The organism is Pseudomonas extremorientalis, from assembly GCF_024584605.1.
GTDB classification, from domain to species: domain Bacteria; phylum Pseudomonadota; class Gammaproteobacteria; order Pseudomonadales; family Pseudomonadaceae; genus Aquipseudomonas; species Aquipseudomonas extremorientalis.
Genome location: NZ_CP089519.1, coordinates 2627130 through 2646053 on the forward strand (window position 1 = coordinate 2627130; position 18924 = coordinate 2646053).

The following is an 18924-nucleotide window of genomic DNA, read 5'->3' on the forward strand; positions in this document are numbered from 1 at the left end:
CGTGCAAGCATTAATCGAGTCGGTAGGGTCACTTTCGGCGCAACAGAAGAAAGCATTGGCGGTAATGCTCAAGCAGCAAGGCATCAACCTGTTTGAGATTGCCCCGGTTTTCAAGCGCCAGGAAGGTGAGCCTCTTCGGCTCTCTTATGCTCAGGAGCGGCAGTGGTTTTTGTGGCAGTTGGAGCCGCAGAGCCCGGCCTACCACCTGCCGCGCGCCTTGCGTTTGAAAGGCTGCCTTGACCGGACGGCCTTGCAGCGTAGCTTCGACAGTCTGATCGCCCGCCACGAAAGCCTGCGTACTCATTTGCAGCAGGATGTCGACCAGGTGCTGCAGGTCGTCAGGCCCGAGTTGCCGCTTGAAATCACGTTTGAAAGCGCTGATGCCGTGCAGCTTGAGCGGCTGGTGCAGGCGGAAGTCGCCAAGCCCTTCGATCTGCAACATGGCCCGCTGTTGCGGGTCAAGCTGCTGCAATTGGCGCCGGATGATCATGTGCTGGTGTTAGTGTTGCACCATATTGTCTCTGATGGCTGGTCGATGCAGGTCATGGTCGACGAGCTGGTGCAGTTGTACGTCGCGTACAGCCAGGGAGAGAGTTTGCATCTGCCGGACTTGCCGATTCAATACCCGGACTACGCCTTGTGGCAACGCAGCTGGATGGAAGCCGGCGAAAAAGAACGCCAACTGGGTTACTGGCGCGAGCAGTTGGGCGGCGAGCAGCCGGTGCTGGAATTGCCGTTGGATCACCCGCGCCCGGCCGTACAGAGCTACCGTGGCGCACGACTCGACATTGGCCTGGATGCGGCACTGGTCACCGCCCTCAAGGCGTTGGCCCAGCGCGAAGGTGTCACGCTGTTCATGTTGATGCTGGCGTCGTTCCAGACCCTGCTGTATCGCTACAGCGGGCAGTCGGATATCCGCGTCGGCGTGCCGATTGCCAACCGCAACCGGGCAGAAACCGAGCGGTTGATCGGCTTTTTCGTTAACACCCAGGTACTCAAGGCCGATATCGACGGGCAAATGACCTTCTGCCAGTTACTGGCCCAGGTCAAGCAACGTGCCCTGGAGGCTCAGAGTCATCAGGACCTGCCTTTCGAACAGTTGGTGGAAGCCTTGCAGCCCGAGCGCAGCCTGAGCCATAACCCGCTGTTCCAAGTGATGTTCAACCACCAGACCGAAGGTCGCAGGGCGCAGGGCGAACAGCAGTTACCCGGCCTGGCTGTGGAGGCTCTGGAGTGGGACAGCCTGAGTGCGCAGTTCGACCTGAGCCTGGATACCCAGGAGTCGCCCGAAGGTCTTTATGCTTCGCTGACCTATGCCACCGATCTGTTCGAGGCGGCGACCGTGCAGCGTATGGCAGAGCATTGGCAAAAGTTGCTGCGCGCGGTGGTGGGGCATGCAAGCAGTCGTATTGCACAGCTCGCGATGCTGATCGATGACGAGCAACGCAGGTTGTTGCAAGACTGGAACCACGGCGCGGCGGCGTTTGAAAACGATGTGGGCGTACAGGGCCTGTTTGAGGTCCAGGTGCGGCAACGCCCTGACGCGATTGCCCTGTGCCTGGACGACCAGTCCATCAGCTATGCCGAGCTGAACCGCCAGGCCAACCGTCTGGCTCATGCTCTGATCGCCCGGGGTGTCGGACCGGAAGTGCTGGTGGGCGTTGCGGTCGAGCGCTCTTTCGACATGGTGGTCAGCCTGTTGGCCGTGCTCAAGGCCGGTGGTGCCTATGTGCCGCTGGACCCGCAATACCCGCGCGAACGCCTGTTGCACATGCTCGAGGACAGCCGGGTGCGCCTGGTGCTGACTCAGCCCCATGTAGCGATGCCATTGCCCGACGGCATGGCGACGGTGGACCTGGCGGACGCACACCTGGCGATGTGCCCTGAGCATGATCCACAGGTGGCTGTGTCCCCAGACAACCTGGCCTACGTGATCTACACATCCGGCTCCACCGGCAAGCCCAAGGGCGTGGCGATCAGCCATGCGGCATTGACCGAGTTTTCGAGCATCGCAGCCGGTTATTCGCGCTTGACGTCTGAGGACCGTGTACTGCAATTCGCCACCTTGAACTTCGATGGCTTCGTCGAGCAGTTGTACCCGGCGCTGACCCACGGTGCCACTGTTGTGTTGCGTGGCCCGGAGCTATGGGACAGCGCCCGCCTGTACGAAGCAATCATCGCCCAGGGCATCACCCTGGCTGACTTGCCAACCGCCTACTGGAACCTGTTTTTGCTTGACTGCCTGGCGGCGGGGCCGCGCTCTTATGGTGCGCTGCGCCAGATCCATATCGGCGGCGAAGCCATGCCGCTGGACGGCCCGGCTCAGTGGCTGAAAGCCGGTCTGGGCCATGTGCGCCTGCTCAATACGTATGGCCCGACCGAAGCCACGGTGGTGTCGAGCCTGCTGGATTGCACGTCCGGTACTGACACCATCGGCGCCACTGCCAGCCCGATTGGCCGCTCGCTGCCGGGCCGTGCGTTATATGTGCTGGACCGCGATCTGAACCTGGCGCCGCCGGGCGCTGTGGGCGAGTTGTATATCGGCAGCCACTGCGGCCTGGCGCGTGCTTACCTGAACCGTGCGCTGCTCACCGCCGAGCGTTTTGTGCCGGACCCATTCGGTGAAGCCGGCGAGCGCCTGTACCGCACTGGCGATCTGGCGCGCTACCGCGCGGACGGTGTGATCGAGTACGTCGGCCGTGTTGACCATCAAGTGAAGATTCGCGGTTTCCGCATCGAGTTGGGGGAAATCGAAGCACTGTTGCTGGCCCAGGCGGGTGTACGTGAAACCCTGGTGTTGGCGGCTGACAACCAGCTTGTCGCCTATCTGGTCGCCGAGCCCCACGACGCCGAAGCGCTTAAGTCGATCCTGCGTGAACAACTGCCGGACTACATGGTGCCCGCGCACCTGATCTTCCTTGACCGCATGCCGCTGAATCCGAATGGCAAGCTGGATCGTCACGCATTGCCCAAGCCGGATGCCAGCCAAGCGCAGCAGGTGTGGGTCGCGCCGGTGACTGAACTTGAGCAGCAGGTCGCTGGTGTGTGGGCTGATATCCTCGGCGCCGAGCGAGTTGGGTTGACCGATCACTTCTTTGAAATGGGCGGCCATTCGTTGCTGGCCATGCAGGTGGTGTCGCGTCTGCGCCATGTGTTGGGACGTGAAGTACCGCTGAAACTGGTCTTCGAGCAACCTCGACTGGAGGGTTTTGCCAGTGCCTTGCAAGCCCTGGGTGAGCCAGAGGGTGAGCCGGCACCGCCACTGCTCGCGGTCGGCCGCGAACACCCGCTGCCGTTGTCTTACGCCCAGGAGCGCCAGTGGTTCCTCTGGCAACTGGACCCCGGCAGCGCCGCGTACCATATTCCCAGCGCCCTGCGACTCAAGGGGGAGTTGGATGTCCCGGCGCTGCAACGCAGCTTCGACGCCCTGGTAGCACGCCATGAAAGCCTGCGCACCTGTGTGCAGGTGCAATCGGACGGTGCGAGGCAAGTGATTCGGCCTGCCATCGTCTTGCCGATCAGGCTGGATGAAGTCCACGAGGCTGATTTGCAGGCACAGATCGAAGCTGAAATCGCCCGCCCCTTTGATTTGCAGGAAGGGCCATTGCTGCGTGTGAGTCTTCTGCGCTTGGCGCAAGAGGACCATGTACTGGTGCTCGTACAGCATCACATTGTCTCCGATGGCTGGTCGATGCAGGTGATGGTCGACGAGTTGATGCAGTCGTATGCCGCGTTCAGCCAAGGCCAATCACCGGACCTGCCGGGCATGCCGATCCAGTACGCCGACTATGCCGTGTGGCAACGCCAGTGGATGGAGGCCGGGGAGAAGGCGCGCCAACTCGACTACTGGCGTGGACTGCTCGGCGGGGAGCAGCCGGTGCTGGAATTGCCGTTCGATCATCAGCGCCCAGCGCAGCAAAGCCATCGCGGCGCGCGCCTGGATGTACCGCTGTCTACGGCGCTCGCCGCCGATCTCAAGGCCTTGGCCCAGCGTCAAGGTGTGACGCTGTTCATGCTGCTGCTGGCTTCGTTCCAGACCTTGTTGCACCGCTACAGCGGCCAACAGGATATTCGTGTTGGCGTACCGGTCGCCAACCGCAACCGCGTGGAAACCGAACGCCTGATCGGCTTTTTCGTCAACACCCAGGTGCTCAAGGCGGACATCGATGCGCAGACGACCGTTGCCGAGTTGCTGGCCCAGGTCAAGCAACGTGCACTGGATGCCCAGGCCCATCAAGACCTGCCGTTCGAGCAACTGGTGGAGGCCTTGCAGCCGGAGCGTAGCTTGAGCCTCAACCCGCTGTTCCAGGTGATGTTCAACCACCAGGCCGAAGGGCGCCCAGGGGATGAGCCACAGGGTTTGGCGCATTTGCACATCGAAGGCTTGACGTGGGACCGGCGGACCGCCCATTTCGACCTCGACCTGGATGTCCAGGAGAGTCCGGGCGGCCTATGGGCCTCGCTGGGGTACGCCACCGATCTGTTCGAGGCATCCACCATCGAGCGCATGGCGCGGCACTGGCAGAACCTCTTGCAGGCAATGGTTGCCGATCAACAGCAAACCGTCGCGCAGTTGAACCTGCTCGACAATGACGAGCAGCAACACATCCTCAAGCTATGGGGCCGCACCGATTCTGGTTTCCCGGCCACCCGCCTGGTCCATCAGTTGTTCGCCGACCGCGCGGCTGAAACCCCCCATGCAGTGGCGGTCAAATTCGACGCACAAACCCTGAGTTACGGTGAATTGAATCGCCAGGCCAACCGCCTGGCCCATGCGTTGATCGCCCGTGGTGTCGGCCCCGAAGTGCGCGTCGCGATTGCCATGCCGCGCAGCGCCGAGATCATGGTGGCGTTCCTCGCAGTGATGAAGGCCGGTGGCGTCTACGTGCCGCTGGATATCGAATACCCGCGTGATCGTCTGCTGTACATGATGCAGGACAGCCGTGCCCGGTTGCTGCTGACCCACAGCAGTGCCTTGCAGCAACTACCGATTCCAGATGGCCTGGACAGCCTGGCGATTGATCGCACCGAGGAGTGGGCAGGGTTCAGCGACACTGACCCTCAAGTGAAGCTGGACGGCGACAACCTGGCCTACGTGATCTACACCTCCGGCTCCACCGGCATGCCCAAGGGCGTGGCGGTATCTCACGGTCCACTGGTAGCCCATATCATCGCCACCGGCGAGCGTTATGAAACCTCGCCCGCCGACTGCGAACTGCACTTCATGTCGTTCGCCTTCGACGGCTCCCATGAAGGCTGGATGCACCCGCTGATCAACGGCGCGAGTGTGTTGATCCGCGATGACAGCCTGTGGCTGCCGGAATACACCTACCAGCAAATGCATCGCCACAACGTGACCATGGCGGTGTTCCCGCCGGTGTACCTGCAACAGTTGGCCGAGCATGCCGAGCGTGACGGCAACCCGCCGAAGGTGCGGGTGTATTGCTTCGGCGGTGATGCAGTAGCGCAAGCCAGCTACGACCTGGCCTGGCGCGCACTCAAGCCGACCTATCTGTTCAACGGCTACGGCCCGACCGAAACCGTGGTCACGCCACTGCTGTGGAAAGCCCGCAAGGGCGATCCATGCGGCGCGGTCTACGCCCCCATCGGCACACTGTTGGGTAATCGCAGCGGCTATGTGCTGGATGCGCAACTCAACCTGCAACCCATCGGTGTGGCCGGTGAGCTGTATCTGGGCGGGGAGGGCGTGGCCCGTGGGTATCTGGAGCGCCCGGCGCTGACTGCCGAACGCTTTGTGCCGGACCCGTTCGGCAAGCCCGGCAGCCGTGTGTATCGCAGTGGTGACCTGACCCGTGGCCGCCCGGATGGTGTGGTGGACTACCTGGGGCGTGTCGATCATCAGGTGAAAATCCGAGGCTTCCGTATCGAGCTGGGCGAAATCGAAGCGCGGCTGCGTGAGCAGGACAGCGTTGGCGAAACGGTGGTGGTCGCCCAGGAAGGGCTGACGGGCAAGCAACTGGTGGCGTATGTCGTACCCGCAGATCCGGCCCTGATTGATCAGGTCGAGTTCCGTGAAACACTGCGTCGTGCACTGAAGACCCGTCTGCCGGACTACATGGTCCCGGCGCACTTCATGCTCCTCGCGCAGATGCCGCTGACCCCCAACGGCAAGCTCGACCGAAAAGGCTTGCCGCAGCCGGACGTCACCCAATCTCAAGGAGTATTCGTCGAGCCGATTACCCCCTTGCAGCAGCAGGTGGCGGCTATCTGGGCCGACATTCTCGGTGCCGAGCGGATCGGCCTTACCGATCACTTCTTTGAACTGGGTGGGCATTCATTGCTGGCCATGCAGGTCATTTCTCGCCTGCGTCAGTTACTGGCGCGTGAAGTCGCCCTGCGTACCCTGTTCGAACAGCCGCAGTTGGAAGGTTTTGTGCTGGCGTTGCAAGCGCTGGATACCACCTCGCTGGCACCGCCGATGGTGGCGGTCTCTCGCGACCTACCGCTGGCGTTGTCCTATGCTCAGGAGCGTCAGTGGTTCCTCTGGCAATTGGAGCCTGAAAGCGCGGCCTACCATGTGCCCAACGCGTTGCGCTTGAGCGGGCAACTGGATCGCCCAGCCCTGCAGCGCAGTTTTGATGTCTTGGTCGCGCGTCATGAAGCCTTGCGCACTGTGTTTGTCACCGACGGTGAGCACACGCTGCAACACATCCTGCCAACCGCCACATTGCCGCTGGATTTCGACCGGTTGGACGGTGCGTCTGCACAACAGGTGCAGGCGCGGGTCGAAACAGAAATCGCCCAGCCTTTCGACCTGCGCCAGGGCCCGTTACTGCGCGTGACGTTGCTGCAACTGAATGAGCAGGAACATGTGCTGATACTGGTCCAGCACCATATCGTGTCCGATGGCTGGTCGATGCAGGTCATGGTCGATGAACTGGTGCAACTCTACGCCGGGTTCAGCCAGGGCGCGTCGGTGCAACTGCCGGTGATGGCGTTGCAATACGCCGATTACGCGGCCTGGCAGCGTGGCTGGATGGACGCTGGCGAGCAGCAGCGCCAGTTGAACTACTGGCGTGAACTGTTGGGCGGTGAGCAGCCCGTGCTGGAGTTGCCGCTGGATCATCCGCGCCCGGCGGTGCAGAGCTACCGGGGTGCCTTGTTGGAAATCGGTCTGGATAGCGGTGTGGTTGCGGGCCTCAAGGCCCTGGCTCAGCGGGAAGGTGTGACGTTGTTCATGCTGTTGCTGGCCTCGTTCCAGACCTTGTTGCATCGCTACAGTGGCCAATCGGATATTCGCGTCGGTGTGCCGATCGCCAACCGCAACCGCGTAGAAACCGAACGCTTGATAGGTTTCTTCGTTAACACCCAGGTACTCAAGGCTGATATCGACGGGCAAATGACCTTTGCCCAGCTGTTACAGCAGGTCAAGCGTCGTGCCCTCGATGCCCAGGCGCATCAGGACTTGCCGTTCGAGCAACTGGTGGGGGCGCTGCAGCCGGAACGCAGCCTGAGCCACAACCCGCTGTTCCAGGTGATGTTCAACCACCAGTCAGAGGCACGTGTACCGCGTGGCGAGCAACTGCCCGGCCTGCGGGTGGAAGGGCTGGCGTGGGATAGCCACACCGCACATTTCGACTTGAGCCTGGATACCCAGGAGTCGAGTGACGGTCTTTGGGCGTCACTGACCTATGCCACCGATCTGTTTGAAACCGCCACCATTGTGCGTCTGGCACAGCATTGGCAGAACCTGCTGAAAGGGGTGGCGCAAGATGCCGTGAAGCCGATCAGCGAGCTGGTGCTGCTCGATCGGCAGGAGCAGCTGCACTTGCTGCAGGAATGGAACAGCGCCGCCGCGGCATGTGGGATTGAGCAGGGTGTGCAGCACTTGTTCGAGCATCAGGCGCAACGGCGCCCGGATGCGGTGGCATTGTGCCTGGGTGGGCAGTCCATCCGTTATGCCGAGTTGAATCGACAGGCCAACCGTTTGGCCCATGCGCTGATTGCCCGAGGTGTCAGCCCGGAAGTGCTGGTGGGTGTTGCGGTGGAGCGCTCGTTCGAAATGGTGATCAGCCTGTTGGCCGTGCTCAAGGCCGGCGGTGCCTATGTGCCGCTGGACCCGCAATACCCACGCGAGCGCCTATTGCATATGCTCCAAGACAGCGGCGTGCGGCTGGTGCTGACCCAATCGCATATAGACATGCCGCTGCCCGAAGGTGTAGCGACGCTGGACCTGTCGGATTCGGACCTGACTCCCTATCCCGAGACCAACCCGCAGGTAATGGTCGACCCGCAAAACCTTGCCTATGTGATCTACACCTCCGGTTCCACCGGCAAGCCCAAAGGTGTGGCGATCAACCATGCGGCGCTGGTCGAGTTCTCCAGCATTGCGGCGGGTTATTCTCGGCTGACTCAGGATGATCGCGTCCTGCAATTCGCTACCCTGAACTTCGACGGTTTCGTCGAACAGTTGTACCCGGCGCTGACCCACGGCGCGACTGTGATTCTGCGTGGTCCCGAGCTATGGGATAGCGCCCGCCTGTACGAAGAAATCATCGCTCAAGGCATCACCTTGGCCGATTTGCCGACTGCGTACTGGAACCTGTTTTTGCTCGATTGCCTGGCGGCGGGGCCACGCTCTTATGGTGCGCTGCGCCAGATCCACATTGGCGGCGAAGCCATGTCGCTGGACGGCCCGGCTCAGTGGCTGAAAGCCGGTCTGGGCCATGTGCGCCTGCTCAATACGTACGGCCCGACCGAAGCCACAGTGGTATCGAGCGTTCTCGATTGCACGTCCGGTACTGACACCATCGGCGCCACTGCCAGCCCGATTGGCCGCTCGCTGCCGGGCCGTGCGTTATATGTGCTGGACCGCGATTTGAACCTGGCGCCGTTGGGCGCGGTGGGCGAGTTGTATATCGGCAGCCACTGCGGCCTGGCGCGCGCTTACCTGAACCGTGCGCTGCTCACCGCCGAGCGTTTCGTGCCGGATCCGTTCGGTGAAACCGGCGAGCGCCTGTACCGCACCGGCGACCTGGCACGTTACCGAGCGGACGGCGTGATCGAGTACGTCGGCCGCGTTGACCATCAAGTGAAGATTCGTGGTTTCCGCATCGAACTGGGGGAAATCGAAGCGCTGCTCCAGGCCCAGGACGGCGTACGTGAAACACTGGTGTTGGCCGCCGATAATCAACTGATCGCCTATGTGGTCGCCGAGCAGCAAGACGGTGAGACCCTCAAAAATACCCTGCGCGAACAACTGCCGGATTACATGGTGCCTGCGCATCTGGTCTTCCTCGAACGCATGCCGCTGAACCCCAACGGCAAGCTGGATCGCCACGCGTTGCCAAAACCCGACGCCAGCCAGTCGCAGCAGGCCTGGGTTGCCCCTGTGACCGGGCTGGAGCGACAGGTTGCGGCGATATGGGCCGATATCCTGGGTGCCGAGCGGGTTGGATTGACCGATCACTTCTTTGAGATGGGCGGCCATTCATTGCTGGCGATGCAGGTCATCTCACGCCTGCGCAACCTGTTAGGCCGCGAGGTCGCGCTGCGAAGCCTGTTCGAACAACCGCGCCTGCAAGGGTTTGTCGCCGCGCTTTCGACTGCCAGTGGCGTGCCACTGGCGCCCGCGCTGGTTATGGTTGAGCGCGGTCAACCCTTGCCGCTGTCCTATGCCCAGGAGCGCCAATGGTTCCTCTGGCAACTGGACCCGCACAGTGCTGCCTATCATGTGCCGAGTGCCTTGCGCCTGAAAGGGCGTCTTGATCTGTCGGCATTGCAGCGCAGTTTCGACACCCTGGCAGCGCGTCACGAGAGCCTGCGCACCTGCCTGCGCCAGGACGGTGAGCGTGCCGTGCAGGTGATTGCCGCGCAGGCCAGTATCGAGGTCGCGCGGGTCGATATCGACGCATCGGCGATCCGTACCGAGGTGGAGGCACAGATCGCCCGGCCTTTCGACCTGACCCAGGGACCGCTGATGCGCGCGAGCCTGCTGCGCGTGGCCGAGAACGATCATGTACTGGTGCTGGTGCAGCATCACATTGTCTCCGATGGCTGGTCGATGCAGGTCATGGTCGATGAGCTGGTGCAGTTGTACGCCGCTTTCAGTCTGGGCCAGGTGCCGCAATTGCCGGTGTTGTCGATCCAGTACGCTGACTATGCTGTATGGCAGCGCCAATGGATGGAGGCGGGCGAGAAGGCCCGCCAACTGGAGTACTGGCGCGACCTGCTGGGCGGTGAGCAACCGGTATTGGAGCTGCCGCTGGATCACGCCCGCCCGAGCCAGCAAAGCCATCGCGGCGCGAGCCTGGACATCCAGGTGCCACCCACCCTGGTGACGGCGCTGCGCGCGCTGGCCCAGCGCGAGGATGTGACCCTGTTCATGTTGCTGCTGGCGTCGTTCCAGACCCTGTTGCATCGCTATAGCGGTCAATCCGACATCCGCGTGGGTGTGCCCGTGGCCAATCGCAATCGCGTGGAAACCGAACGGCTGATCGGCTTTTTCGTTAACACCCAGGTGCTCAAGGCCGATATCGATGGTCAACAGACGGTTGCTCAGTTGCTCGCCCAGGTCAAACAGCGTGCGCTGGACGCCCAGGCCCATCAGGACTTGCCCTTCGAGCAGTTGGTGGAAGCCTTGCAACCTGAGCGCAACCTGAGTTTCAACCCGTTGTTCCAGGTGCTGTTCAATCATCAGACACAAGCCAGTGGCCGCGACGAAGGTGAGCAGTTACCCGGCCTGCACGTCAGTGGCCTCGAGTGGGACAGTCATACTGCTCAGTTTGACCTGAGCCTCAACACCCACGAGTCAGCCGAGGGGCTTGCCGCTTCGCTGACTTACGCTACAGACCTGTTCGAGCCGGCCACCCTGGCGCGCATGGCGACTCATTGGCTGAATCTGCTGGACGGCATGACCCGCGACGTCCAGCAACGTATCGGCCAGCTGCCGCTGCTGGATGCCCACGAACAGCAAGCGGCGATCCACGGCTGGAATGCCACTGCACGGGAGTACCCGTTGCAACGCTGCGTGCATCAACTGATTGAAGAACAGGTCGCCCGCACACCGGATGCGCCGGCCCTGGTGTTTGGTCAGCAGTGCCTGAGCTACATCGAATTGAACCTGCGCGCCAACCGACTCGCCTATCGCTTGATGGAGGCCGGTGTGGGCCCGGATGTGTTGGTGGGGCTGGCGGTTGAGCGCTCCATCGAAATGGTCATCGGCCTGTTGGCGGTATTCAAGGCTGGCGGTGCTTATGTGCCGCTGGACCCTGAATACCCGCGTGAGCGGCTGGCTTATATGCTGCAGGACAGCGGTGTGAAACTGTTGCTGACCCAGGCGCATTTGCTGGAGCAGTTGCCGATTCCACAGGAACTGGAAACCCTGGTCCTGGGTGGATCGGTGTTCGAATGCTACAGCGAAGAGAACCCAGGTATCGTGTTGCACGGCGAAAACCTCGCCTATGTGATCTACACCTCCGGTTCCACCGGCCAGCCCAAAGGCGCCGGCAACCGTCATTCGGCGCTGACCAATCGGCTGTGCTGGATGCAGGAGGCTTATGGCCTGGATGCGCGCGACAGCGTGCTGCAAAAAACGCCGTTCAGTTTTGACGTGTCGGTGTGGGAGTTCTTCTGGCCTCTGATGACCGGCTCGCGTCTTGTGGTCGCTGCGCCTGGCGACCACCGCGATCCGCAAAAGCTTGTCGCGCTGATCAATGCCGAGCGCATTACCACATTGCACTTTGTGCCCTCGATGTTACAGGCATTTCTCCAAGACTCCGCGGTTGCCAGCTGTCATAGCCTGCGGCGTATTGTGTGCAGCGGCGAGGCGTTGCCGGCGGATGCTCAACAGCAAGTTTTCGCTAAACTGCCGCAAGCCGGCCTGTACAACCTGTATGGCCCGACCGAAGCCGCCATCGACGTGACCCACTGGACCTGCCGCGACGAAGGCCGTGACACGGTACCGATCGGTGAGCCCATCGCCAACCTGCGCTCCCATGTGCTCGACGCCGACCTGGCACCTGTGCCGGTCGGAGTTGCCGGGGAGTTGTACCTCGGCGGCGCGGGCCTGGCCCGCAGTTACCACCGCCGCGCGGCGCTGACCGCCGAACGGTTCGTGCCTTGCCCGTTCCACAGCGGCGCGCGCCTGTATCGCACCGGCGACCGTGTGCGTCAGCGTGCAAACGGTGTCATTGAATACCTTGGTCGTCTCGATCATCAGGTCAAACTGCGTGGTTTGCGTATCGAACTGGGAGAAATCGAAGCTCGCCTGCTCGAGCACCCGATTGTGCGTGAGGCCACCGTACAGGTAGTCGATGGCAAGCACTTGGTGGGTTACCTGGTCCTGCAACAGGCCGGCGACGATTGGCGTGATCAGTTGAGCGCCCATCTGACCAGCCATCTGCCGGACTACATGGTCCCGGCGCAATGGGTGCTGCTGGAACTGATGCCCCTGAGTCCCAACGGCAAGCTGGACCGCAAGGCTCTGCCCAAACCGCAAGCGATCGGTCGCGATTACGTTGCACCACAGACCGGACTGGAACAGCAGCTTGCAGCGGTGTGGGCGCAGGTGCTGGAAGTCGAGCGGGTGGGGTTGCACGACAACTTCTTCGAACTGGGTGGCCATTCGTTGCTGGTGTTGCTGCTCAAGGACCGCATCCACAAGGCCTGCGGTGCGATGCTCGCCGTCAATCAACTGATGCTGCACCCGACGGTTGCGGGCCAGGCGCGCTGTATCGAGGGGGATGTCGGTAGCTCGTTGATCGTCAGGCTCAACAGCCAGACCCAGGGCACGCCGCTGTACCTGTTCCACCCAAGCTTTGGTTCGGTGCATTGTTACAAGGCCATCGCCCTGGCCTTGCGTGAGCAGCGCCCGGTGTTTGGGGTGGTTTGCCGGGCCCTGGTGGAAGAGGGTGTCGAGGTGCCGAGCTGGGCGCAGATAGTCGAGGACTACACCCACCAGTTGTTGCTGGCCCAGCCCCACGGCGCCTTCCGCCTGGGCGGCTGGTCACTGGGTGGCAACCTGGCGATGGAGGTGGCGTACCGTCTGGAACAGGCTGGCCGAACCGTGGAGTCGCTGGGCTGGATCGATGCGCCGCCGCCTGCACGCTTTACCGCATTCTGGGAAGAGGGTGGGTTGGTGGACGAGCGAGAGATTTGTGCTGCCGAACGCCGCGTGGAATTGTTGGCGGTGATGTTCCCGGCCTATGCCGAGCAGATCCAGAACGTGTGGCAGGCGGCTCCTGGCGAGCAGGATAAGCAGTGGCGACGTGTATCCGAGTGGGCTGAATTGAACCTGGGCGACAGCTTCCGCGTACTCACGGATGAGTTGCAAACCGGTGGCGAAACCGAACGTTCCTGGGCGATCAAGCAGGTGCTGGACGAGCGCCTGCAAGACACCGATTACCGTGCGATCAAGGCTCCGGTGCATTGCTGGTGGGCTGCCTTGAGTGAGGGCGGGATTCACCAGGCACTGATTGAAACCGGCATGCGTGAGGTGATTGGCCAGGCAGGCATCCAGCGCTCGGTGGTGATTGATACAACCCACCACCGGATCGTGGACAACGCGGAGTTCATCAGCAGTTTTGTCGCGGCAATGGAGTAAGCGGTTGCGCTAAAAAGACGCCCCTGACCAGTGGTGGTCAGGGGCGTTTTGCTGTTGGCGGCCTTCATCGCGGATTGTCAGCGATAGGCGTAAAAAAGCCCCTGGTCACAGGGTGACCAGGGGCTACGGTTTGCGCGCTTAGAAGTCCCAGCGTGTGGTGACCATGACGTTACGTGGGTCGCCAGGGTAGGCCGAGTCATAGAAACCGATGTTGGTGTAATAGTGCTTGTCGAACAGGTTGTTGACGTTGAGGGTGGCCGAGAGGTTTTCGGTCACCTGGTAACGGGTCATCAAGTCAACCAGCCAGTATGGGGCCTGGGTGAACTTCTCGGAGCGGCCGCCACCAGGGTAACCCCAGTTGTTAACGGTCTGCCAGCCGGCGCTCTGCCAGCGTGCACCGCCACCGACGGTGAGCTTGTCCAGGTTGCCCTGCAGTTTGTAGGTGGTATAGAAGCTGACCTGGTCTTCCGGTTCCCAAGTGGCAACCTTCTTGCCATCGTCATCACGGGCAATCTTGTGGGTGTAGCCCGCTTGCAGCTGCCAACCTCGGGCGAGCTCGCCGGATATTTCCGCTTCGTAGCCCTTGGTCTTGGTCTTGGTACCGATGTAGGAGAAGTCGACGCCTGGCTGGGAGTTCCAGGCCGTATCGGCGAGCGGGCGGTTCTCTTCGTGCACTTCGAAGTAGGCGAGGCTGGAGTTCAGGCGGCCATCGAAGAATTCACCCTTGAGGCCCAACTCATAGTTCTTGCCTTCATTGGGATCGAGCATCGTGCGGGTGCGCGTACGGTACTGGGTTTGTGGCTGGAAGATTTCGGTGTAGCTGGCATATGCGGTGAAATTGTCGTTCAGGTCATATGTCAGGCCAGCGTAGGGCACCACCTTGCCGCTTTCCTGGGTGTCGCTGGTACCGGTGACCTGGTAGTTGGCGACACGCGAGCCGAGCAACAGGTGCAGCTCATCCGTCAGGCTGAAGCGGCCAGTCACATAGGTACCGGTCTGGCGGGTGGTTTCGTCATTGATCTTGGTGGCAGTCCACAGGGGCTCAATGGCCTGGCCGTGCCAGTTGTAGAAGTCATAGGAGTTGTTGAAGTAGGTGGTCGCGGTGTAGTCCTTGGCTTTCCATTTGGAGATGGACAGGGACTGGCCAATCACCAGTTCGTGTTCGCGGCCGAACAGTTCGAAGGGCCCCGAGGCGTACACATCGAGGCTGTCGCTGGTGGTATCGCCGACGTACTTGCGCGCGTAAATGGAACTGGCCGTGGCGGAGTCCTGGGAAATGTAGCCCAGGGGCGCGTTGTAGCCGTTGATCTGGTGGTTGTACTGGCCTTTGGTGACCCAGCCACTGTCAAACGTATGCTCCAGGGTTGCGAATGCGGTGCGACTGTACTGTTCCCAGGAGCCCCATTTGGGGCCGTTGTTAAACGAACGCGGCAGGTCCAGCTTTTTGCCGGTGGCATCAAAGATGGTGCGTGTGCCAGTCCAGCTTGAGCCTTTCGGGTCACTGTCCTGATAGTCGGCGCCAACGGTCAGCAGGGTGTTTTCGTCCAGGTCGAATTCGAGGATGCCGTAAAGCACTCCGGTCTTGCGCGAGTAGTGGTCGAGGAACGAGTGTTTGTCCTGATAGGCCGCAACGGCACGGCCACGCACATTGCCGGTTTCGGTCAGGGGCCCGCTGACATCGACCTGGGAGCGGTAGTTATCCCAGGAGCCGGCGCCCAGCTCGATGCTGCTCTTGAACTCGGAAGTCGGCTTTTTGCGGATCAGGTTGATGGTGCCGCCCGGACCGCCAGCGCCGGTGAGCAGGCCGGTGGCACCCTTGAGCACCTCGACGCGGTCGTAGATCGCCATGTCGGTGAGGGTCTGGCCGGCCGAATATTGGGCATCACGCAGGGTCGGAATACCGTCGTATTGGAAGTTGACGATAGAGAAGCCACGGGAATAGTAGTTAGTACGCTCGGTGTCATACGTCGACACGGTGATGCCCGGGGTATGGCGCATCACGTCATCAATGGCGTCAAGTCCGAAATCATCCATCACCTGACGCGTCACCACCGAAATAGACTGCGGCGTTTCCCGTGGCGTCAGCACCAGGCGCGTCGCCGTGGCGATAGTCCCCGGCGTATACGAGCCGGTACCTTCCGTCACGGTGCCCAGTTGGTTGGCGGTGACCTGTGTGGTCCCCAGTTCCAGCCCTGAAGACGCGATCGCGCTGATGGTAACTGCATTGCCTTGCAGGCCGTAACTGACGCCGGTGCCCTTGAGCAGGGTGGCGATGGCCTTGCCGGGCTCCTGCGTACCCTTGACCGCCGTGCTGTTCTTGCCCTGCACATCCGTCGGGCTGTACAGCACTTGCAGGTTAGTCTGGCGGCCGAACTCCTGCAGCGCCGTCCCCAGCGGCTGGGCAGGAATGTCGATCTCGATCTCCTGTGCCTGTACATAGCCCGACAGCGGCAGCGAGACCGCCAGGGCCAGGGCACACGGCTTGAGGTTGACGTTCAAGGCCCTGCGCATCGATAGCGCTTTGCTCAGGGGGCTGAGACCGAGTCGTACTGACATGAATGCGTTCTCTTCTATGTTTTAGGTGGGCAGTTATAGGTGTTTATTGAGGTCAATTCTCATTACCACTAGTGAGACGTCCCTACCTGCGAAAACCGGAAAAGAAATTCACGCCGGTTCCATTTCGTAAACGACCTGGCCTGCACTCAGGCGCACCAACTGGTCGGCAATATCGAAATAGCGGTCGTCATGACTGATCACGATGATCGTCTTGCCCAGGCGCTTGAGGTCCGGCAGCAGCTCGGTGTAGAAGATGCGGCGGAAGGCCGGGTCCTGGTCGGCGGCCCATTCGTCGAACACCAGTACCGGGCGCTCTTCCAGCCAGGCATTCACCAGCGCCAGGCGCTTGCGCTGCCCGGTGGAGAGGTCGGTGGTACTGAACACGCCGTCCTTGACGCTGACCTTGTGCGCGATTTCCAGGCGTTCCAGGTACTTGGCGGCGCTGTCCAGGGATTGTGTGGCACTGCCCTGTACCAGGTCATCGAACAGGTAGTAGTCGGCGAATACCGTGGTGAACAGCTGGCGGTAGTCGTCGCGCGCCGGGTCGGTCACGGTTTCGCCGTTGAGGCGGATTTCGCCGGCGTGGGGTTGATACAAACCGAGCAACAGCTTGATCAGGGTGGTCTTGCCGCAGCCGTTCTCGCCCACGATAAATACGATTTCGCCTTGCTGGATGCTCAGGTTGATCGGCCCCAGGTGGAACGGCTGGCTGCCTTCCACCGGCGGCGGGCTGTAGGTCACGCCGCGCAATTCCAGGCTGTTGACCACCGGCGTGGGGGCTTCGCTGCCATCCATGAGCAAGTGCGGCTCGGGTGACGAGAAGCGGTCGGACAGCTCGGTGATGCGCGCAAAGGCAATCCGCGCCTTGCCGATGATCGGCAAGTAGCCCACCACATGCTCCAGCGGGCCTTTCATGTACAGCAACACCAGCACGAAGCCGGTGATCACCGCGGGGTCCGGGTTGGGGTTGTAGGCCTGCATCGCCAGGGCCAGGCCGATGACCACGAAGAACAACATCGAGCCGAAGGTCTTGGCGACGATATAGATGTTCACCGAGCGCACCTGGATATCGCTGATGCGGTCGGCGGTTTCCTGGATGCGGTGGGTGTTCATGCGGTAGCGACGTGGGCGGTGGATGCGCAGTTCCTTGGCGCCCGAGGCAATCGCGGAGTAGTAGCGTTGCAGCTCGTCTTCCTGGTCGCGGGCTTCGTCGAAGCCACGGATACCCTTGTGCCCGGCGATGAATTGCACGCTGCTGCCAATCACGATGGCGACGATCATCATCAGGAACATCGGCACCGACAGGTAGGCCAGGTAGCCAAGGCAACCCAGGGTCACGGTAGTCGCGATGGCCAGCGGCGTGAACGCAAAGGAAAAGTCGCTGATGGTGTCGACGTCATGGGTCAGCACCGGGATCAGGCGGTGAGAGCGAAATTGTTCGATCTGCTCGATGGGCGCCGACAGCACCTTCTCGCCGAGGTCCTTGCGCAGGGCGGCGATGATCCGCTGGCCCACGTAGTTGGTGCCGATATCGGAGACGATCGAACTGGTCAGTGCCAGCACACACAACGCCGCAAACGTCAGAATCACCCCCTGCGTCATCCCGGTGGACGAATGCAGCGCGTTATTGATCGTCGCCAGCAACAACGTGATGGCCAGGCCGCCGGCCATGCCCAGGGCGACGGAGACGGTCACGATGGTGCGAAAGGGCCTGAGCAATGCGAGCAAACCTTTGAAGGCGCCGCGCTTGGGGTCGGTCATAAATACTTCCCGGAAAATGAAAAAGAGGGGGCTGGGCACACAGACCCTTACCCATGACAAACGAAGGATTGGCGCGACTATTTAGCGCGGCGTGCCCGGCGGTGGCGTTGATGGATAAATCAGGCGGGGGCTGGTTCGTTCTTGTGGAGTAGCCGCACGCGTTTTGGCGCGTGCCTGATTTATCCAGCGAGAGCGAAACAATGACGAAAAGGAATCTGGTGTACGTGTGGTCACTGCGCAATGCCGCCGCCGACAAGGCCGGGCAGCCAGTGGCCTACAAGGACCACGAACGCTACATGATGTCAGTGCTGGAATCCCTCGTAGGGGCACTGAATGACACGCCCCTGGGCGAGGCTTACCACCTGGTGGGCGTGGTGTACGACGATGACGAGCAGAACCCGCGTGACCAGCAGCTGGTCCGCGACTACGGCTTTGCCTACCAGCCGGGCCGCCAATGGCTGTACCCGGCCGACCTGCGCGTGCAGGGGCGGCTGGTCAATGACCTGCTGCTGAGTGTGCCGTCCACCTACCGGCGCTTGCCACGGGGCAGCGCAGAACACATTGCCGGCAAGCAGGACTTCGAGCGCCGCCTGCACGACACGCTGGTGGAATTGAACGCGGACATCGTGGTGCTCGACGGCCTGCTGGTGATCCTCGATGAACTGGTACGTCCGGGTGCGCCGTTTGCGCGCCGCATCATGAACATCCACCCCGGCATTACCCGCCTCGAATCGCCGTACGAGCGCCGTGGTGCCTATGCCACCTGGAACGCGCTGTACGGTGCGCGCGGGCTGACAGTCACGGATTGGGCGACCAAGGCCACCACGCCCTCCGAGCCGCTGTACCTCACCGGCGCGTCGTTCCACTACGTGGACAACGGCATCGACTCTGGCGAAGTGTTCCACGACGTGCTCAAGACCGAGATCGCGCCGGACGACACCATCCTTGAGCTGCGCTGGAACAACTTCAATAACAGCCTGTTCCCGGCGTTGCATGAAGGGTTGGCGTTGTTGGCACAGAAGGCAACCTAAAGCAGGCACGGT

General features: G+C 61.7%; 4 protein-coding genes. 2 read left to right on the top strand and 2 right to left on the bottom strand.

The window, feature by feature from the left end:
* The first annotated feature begins 1 nt into the window (after position 1).
* Positions 2-13564, top strand: a complete 13563-nt coding sequence (locus tag LUU92_RS29350) for a non-ribosomal peptide synthase/polyketide synthase (RefSeq protein WP_306459262.1) — start codon at positions 2-4, stop codon at positions 13562-13564.
* A gap of 138 nt (positions 13565-13702) precedes the next feature.
* Here LUU92_RS29350 and LUU92_RS11885 read toward each other — a convergent pair whose 3' ends face one another.
* Both LUU92_RS11885 and LUU92_RS11890 read right to left on the bottom strand, forming a co-directional pair.
* Positions 13703-16120 carry a TonB-dependent siderophore receptor gene (locus LUU92_RS11885; protein WP_257103668.1) on the bottom strand — a complete coding sequence of 806 codons (2418 nt, stop codon included), beginning with the start codon at positions 16118-16120 and terminating at the stop codon, positions 13703-13705.
* Between the two features lie 108 nt (positions 16121-16228).
* Positions 16229-17881 (bottom strand): cyclic peptide export ABC transporter, encoded by a 1653-nt coding sequence (locus LUU92_RS11890; protein WP_257103669.1) that lies wholly within the window; start codon positions 17879-17881, stop codon positions 16229-16231.
* A gap of 200 nt (positions 17882-18081) precedes the next feature.
* Between LUU92_RS11890 and LUU92_RS11895 the strand changes: the two genes are divergently transcribed.
* Positions 18082-18912, top strand: a complete 831-nt coding sequence (locus LUU92_RS11895; RefSeq protein ID WP_071490807.1) for a formyl transferase — start codon at positions 18082-18084, stop codon at positions 18910-18912.
* Positions 18913-18924 lie beyond the last annotated feature (12 nt).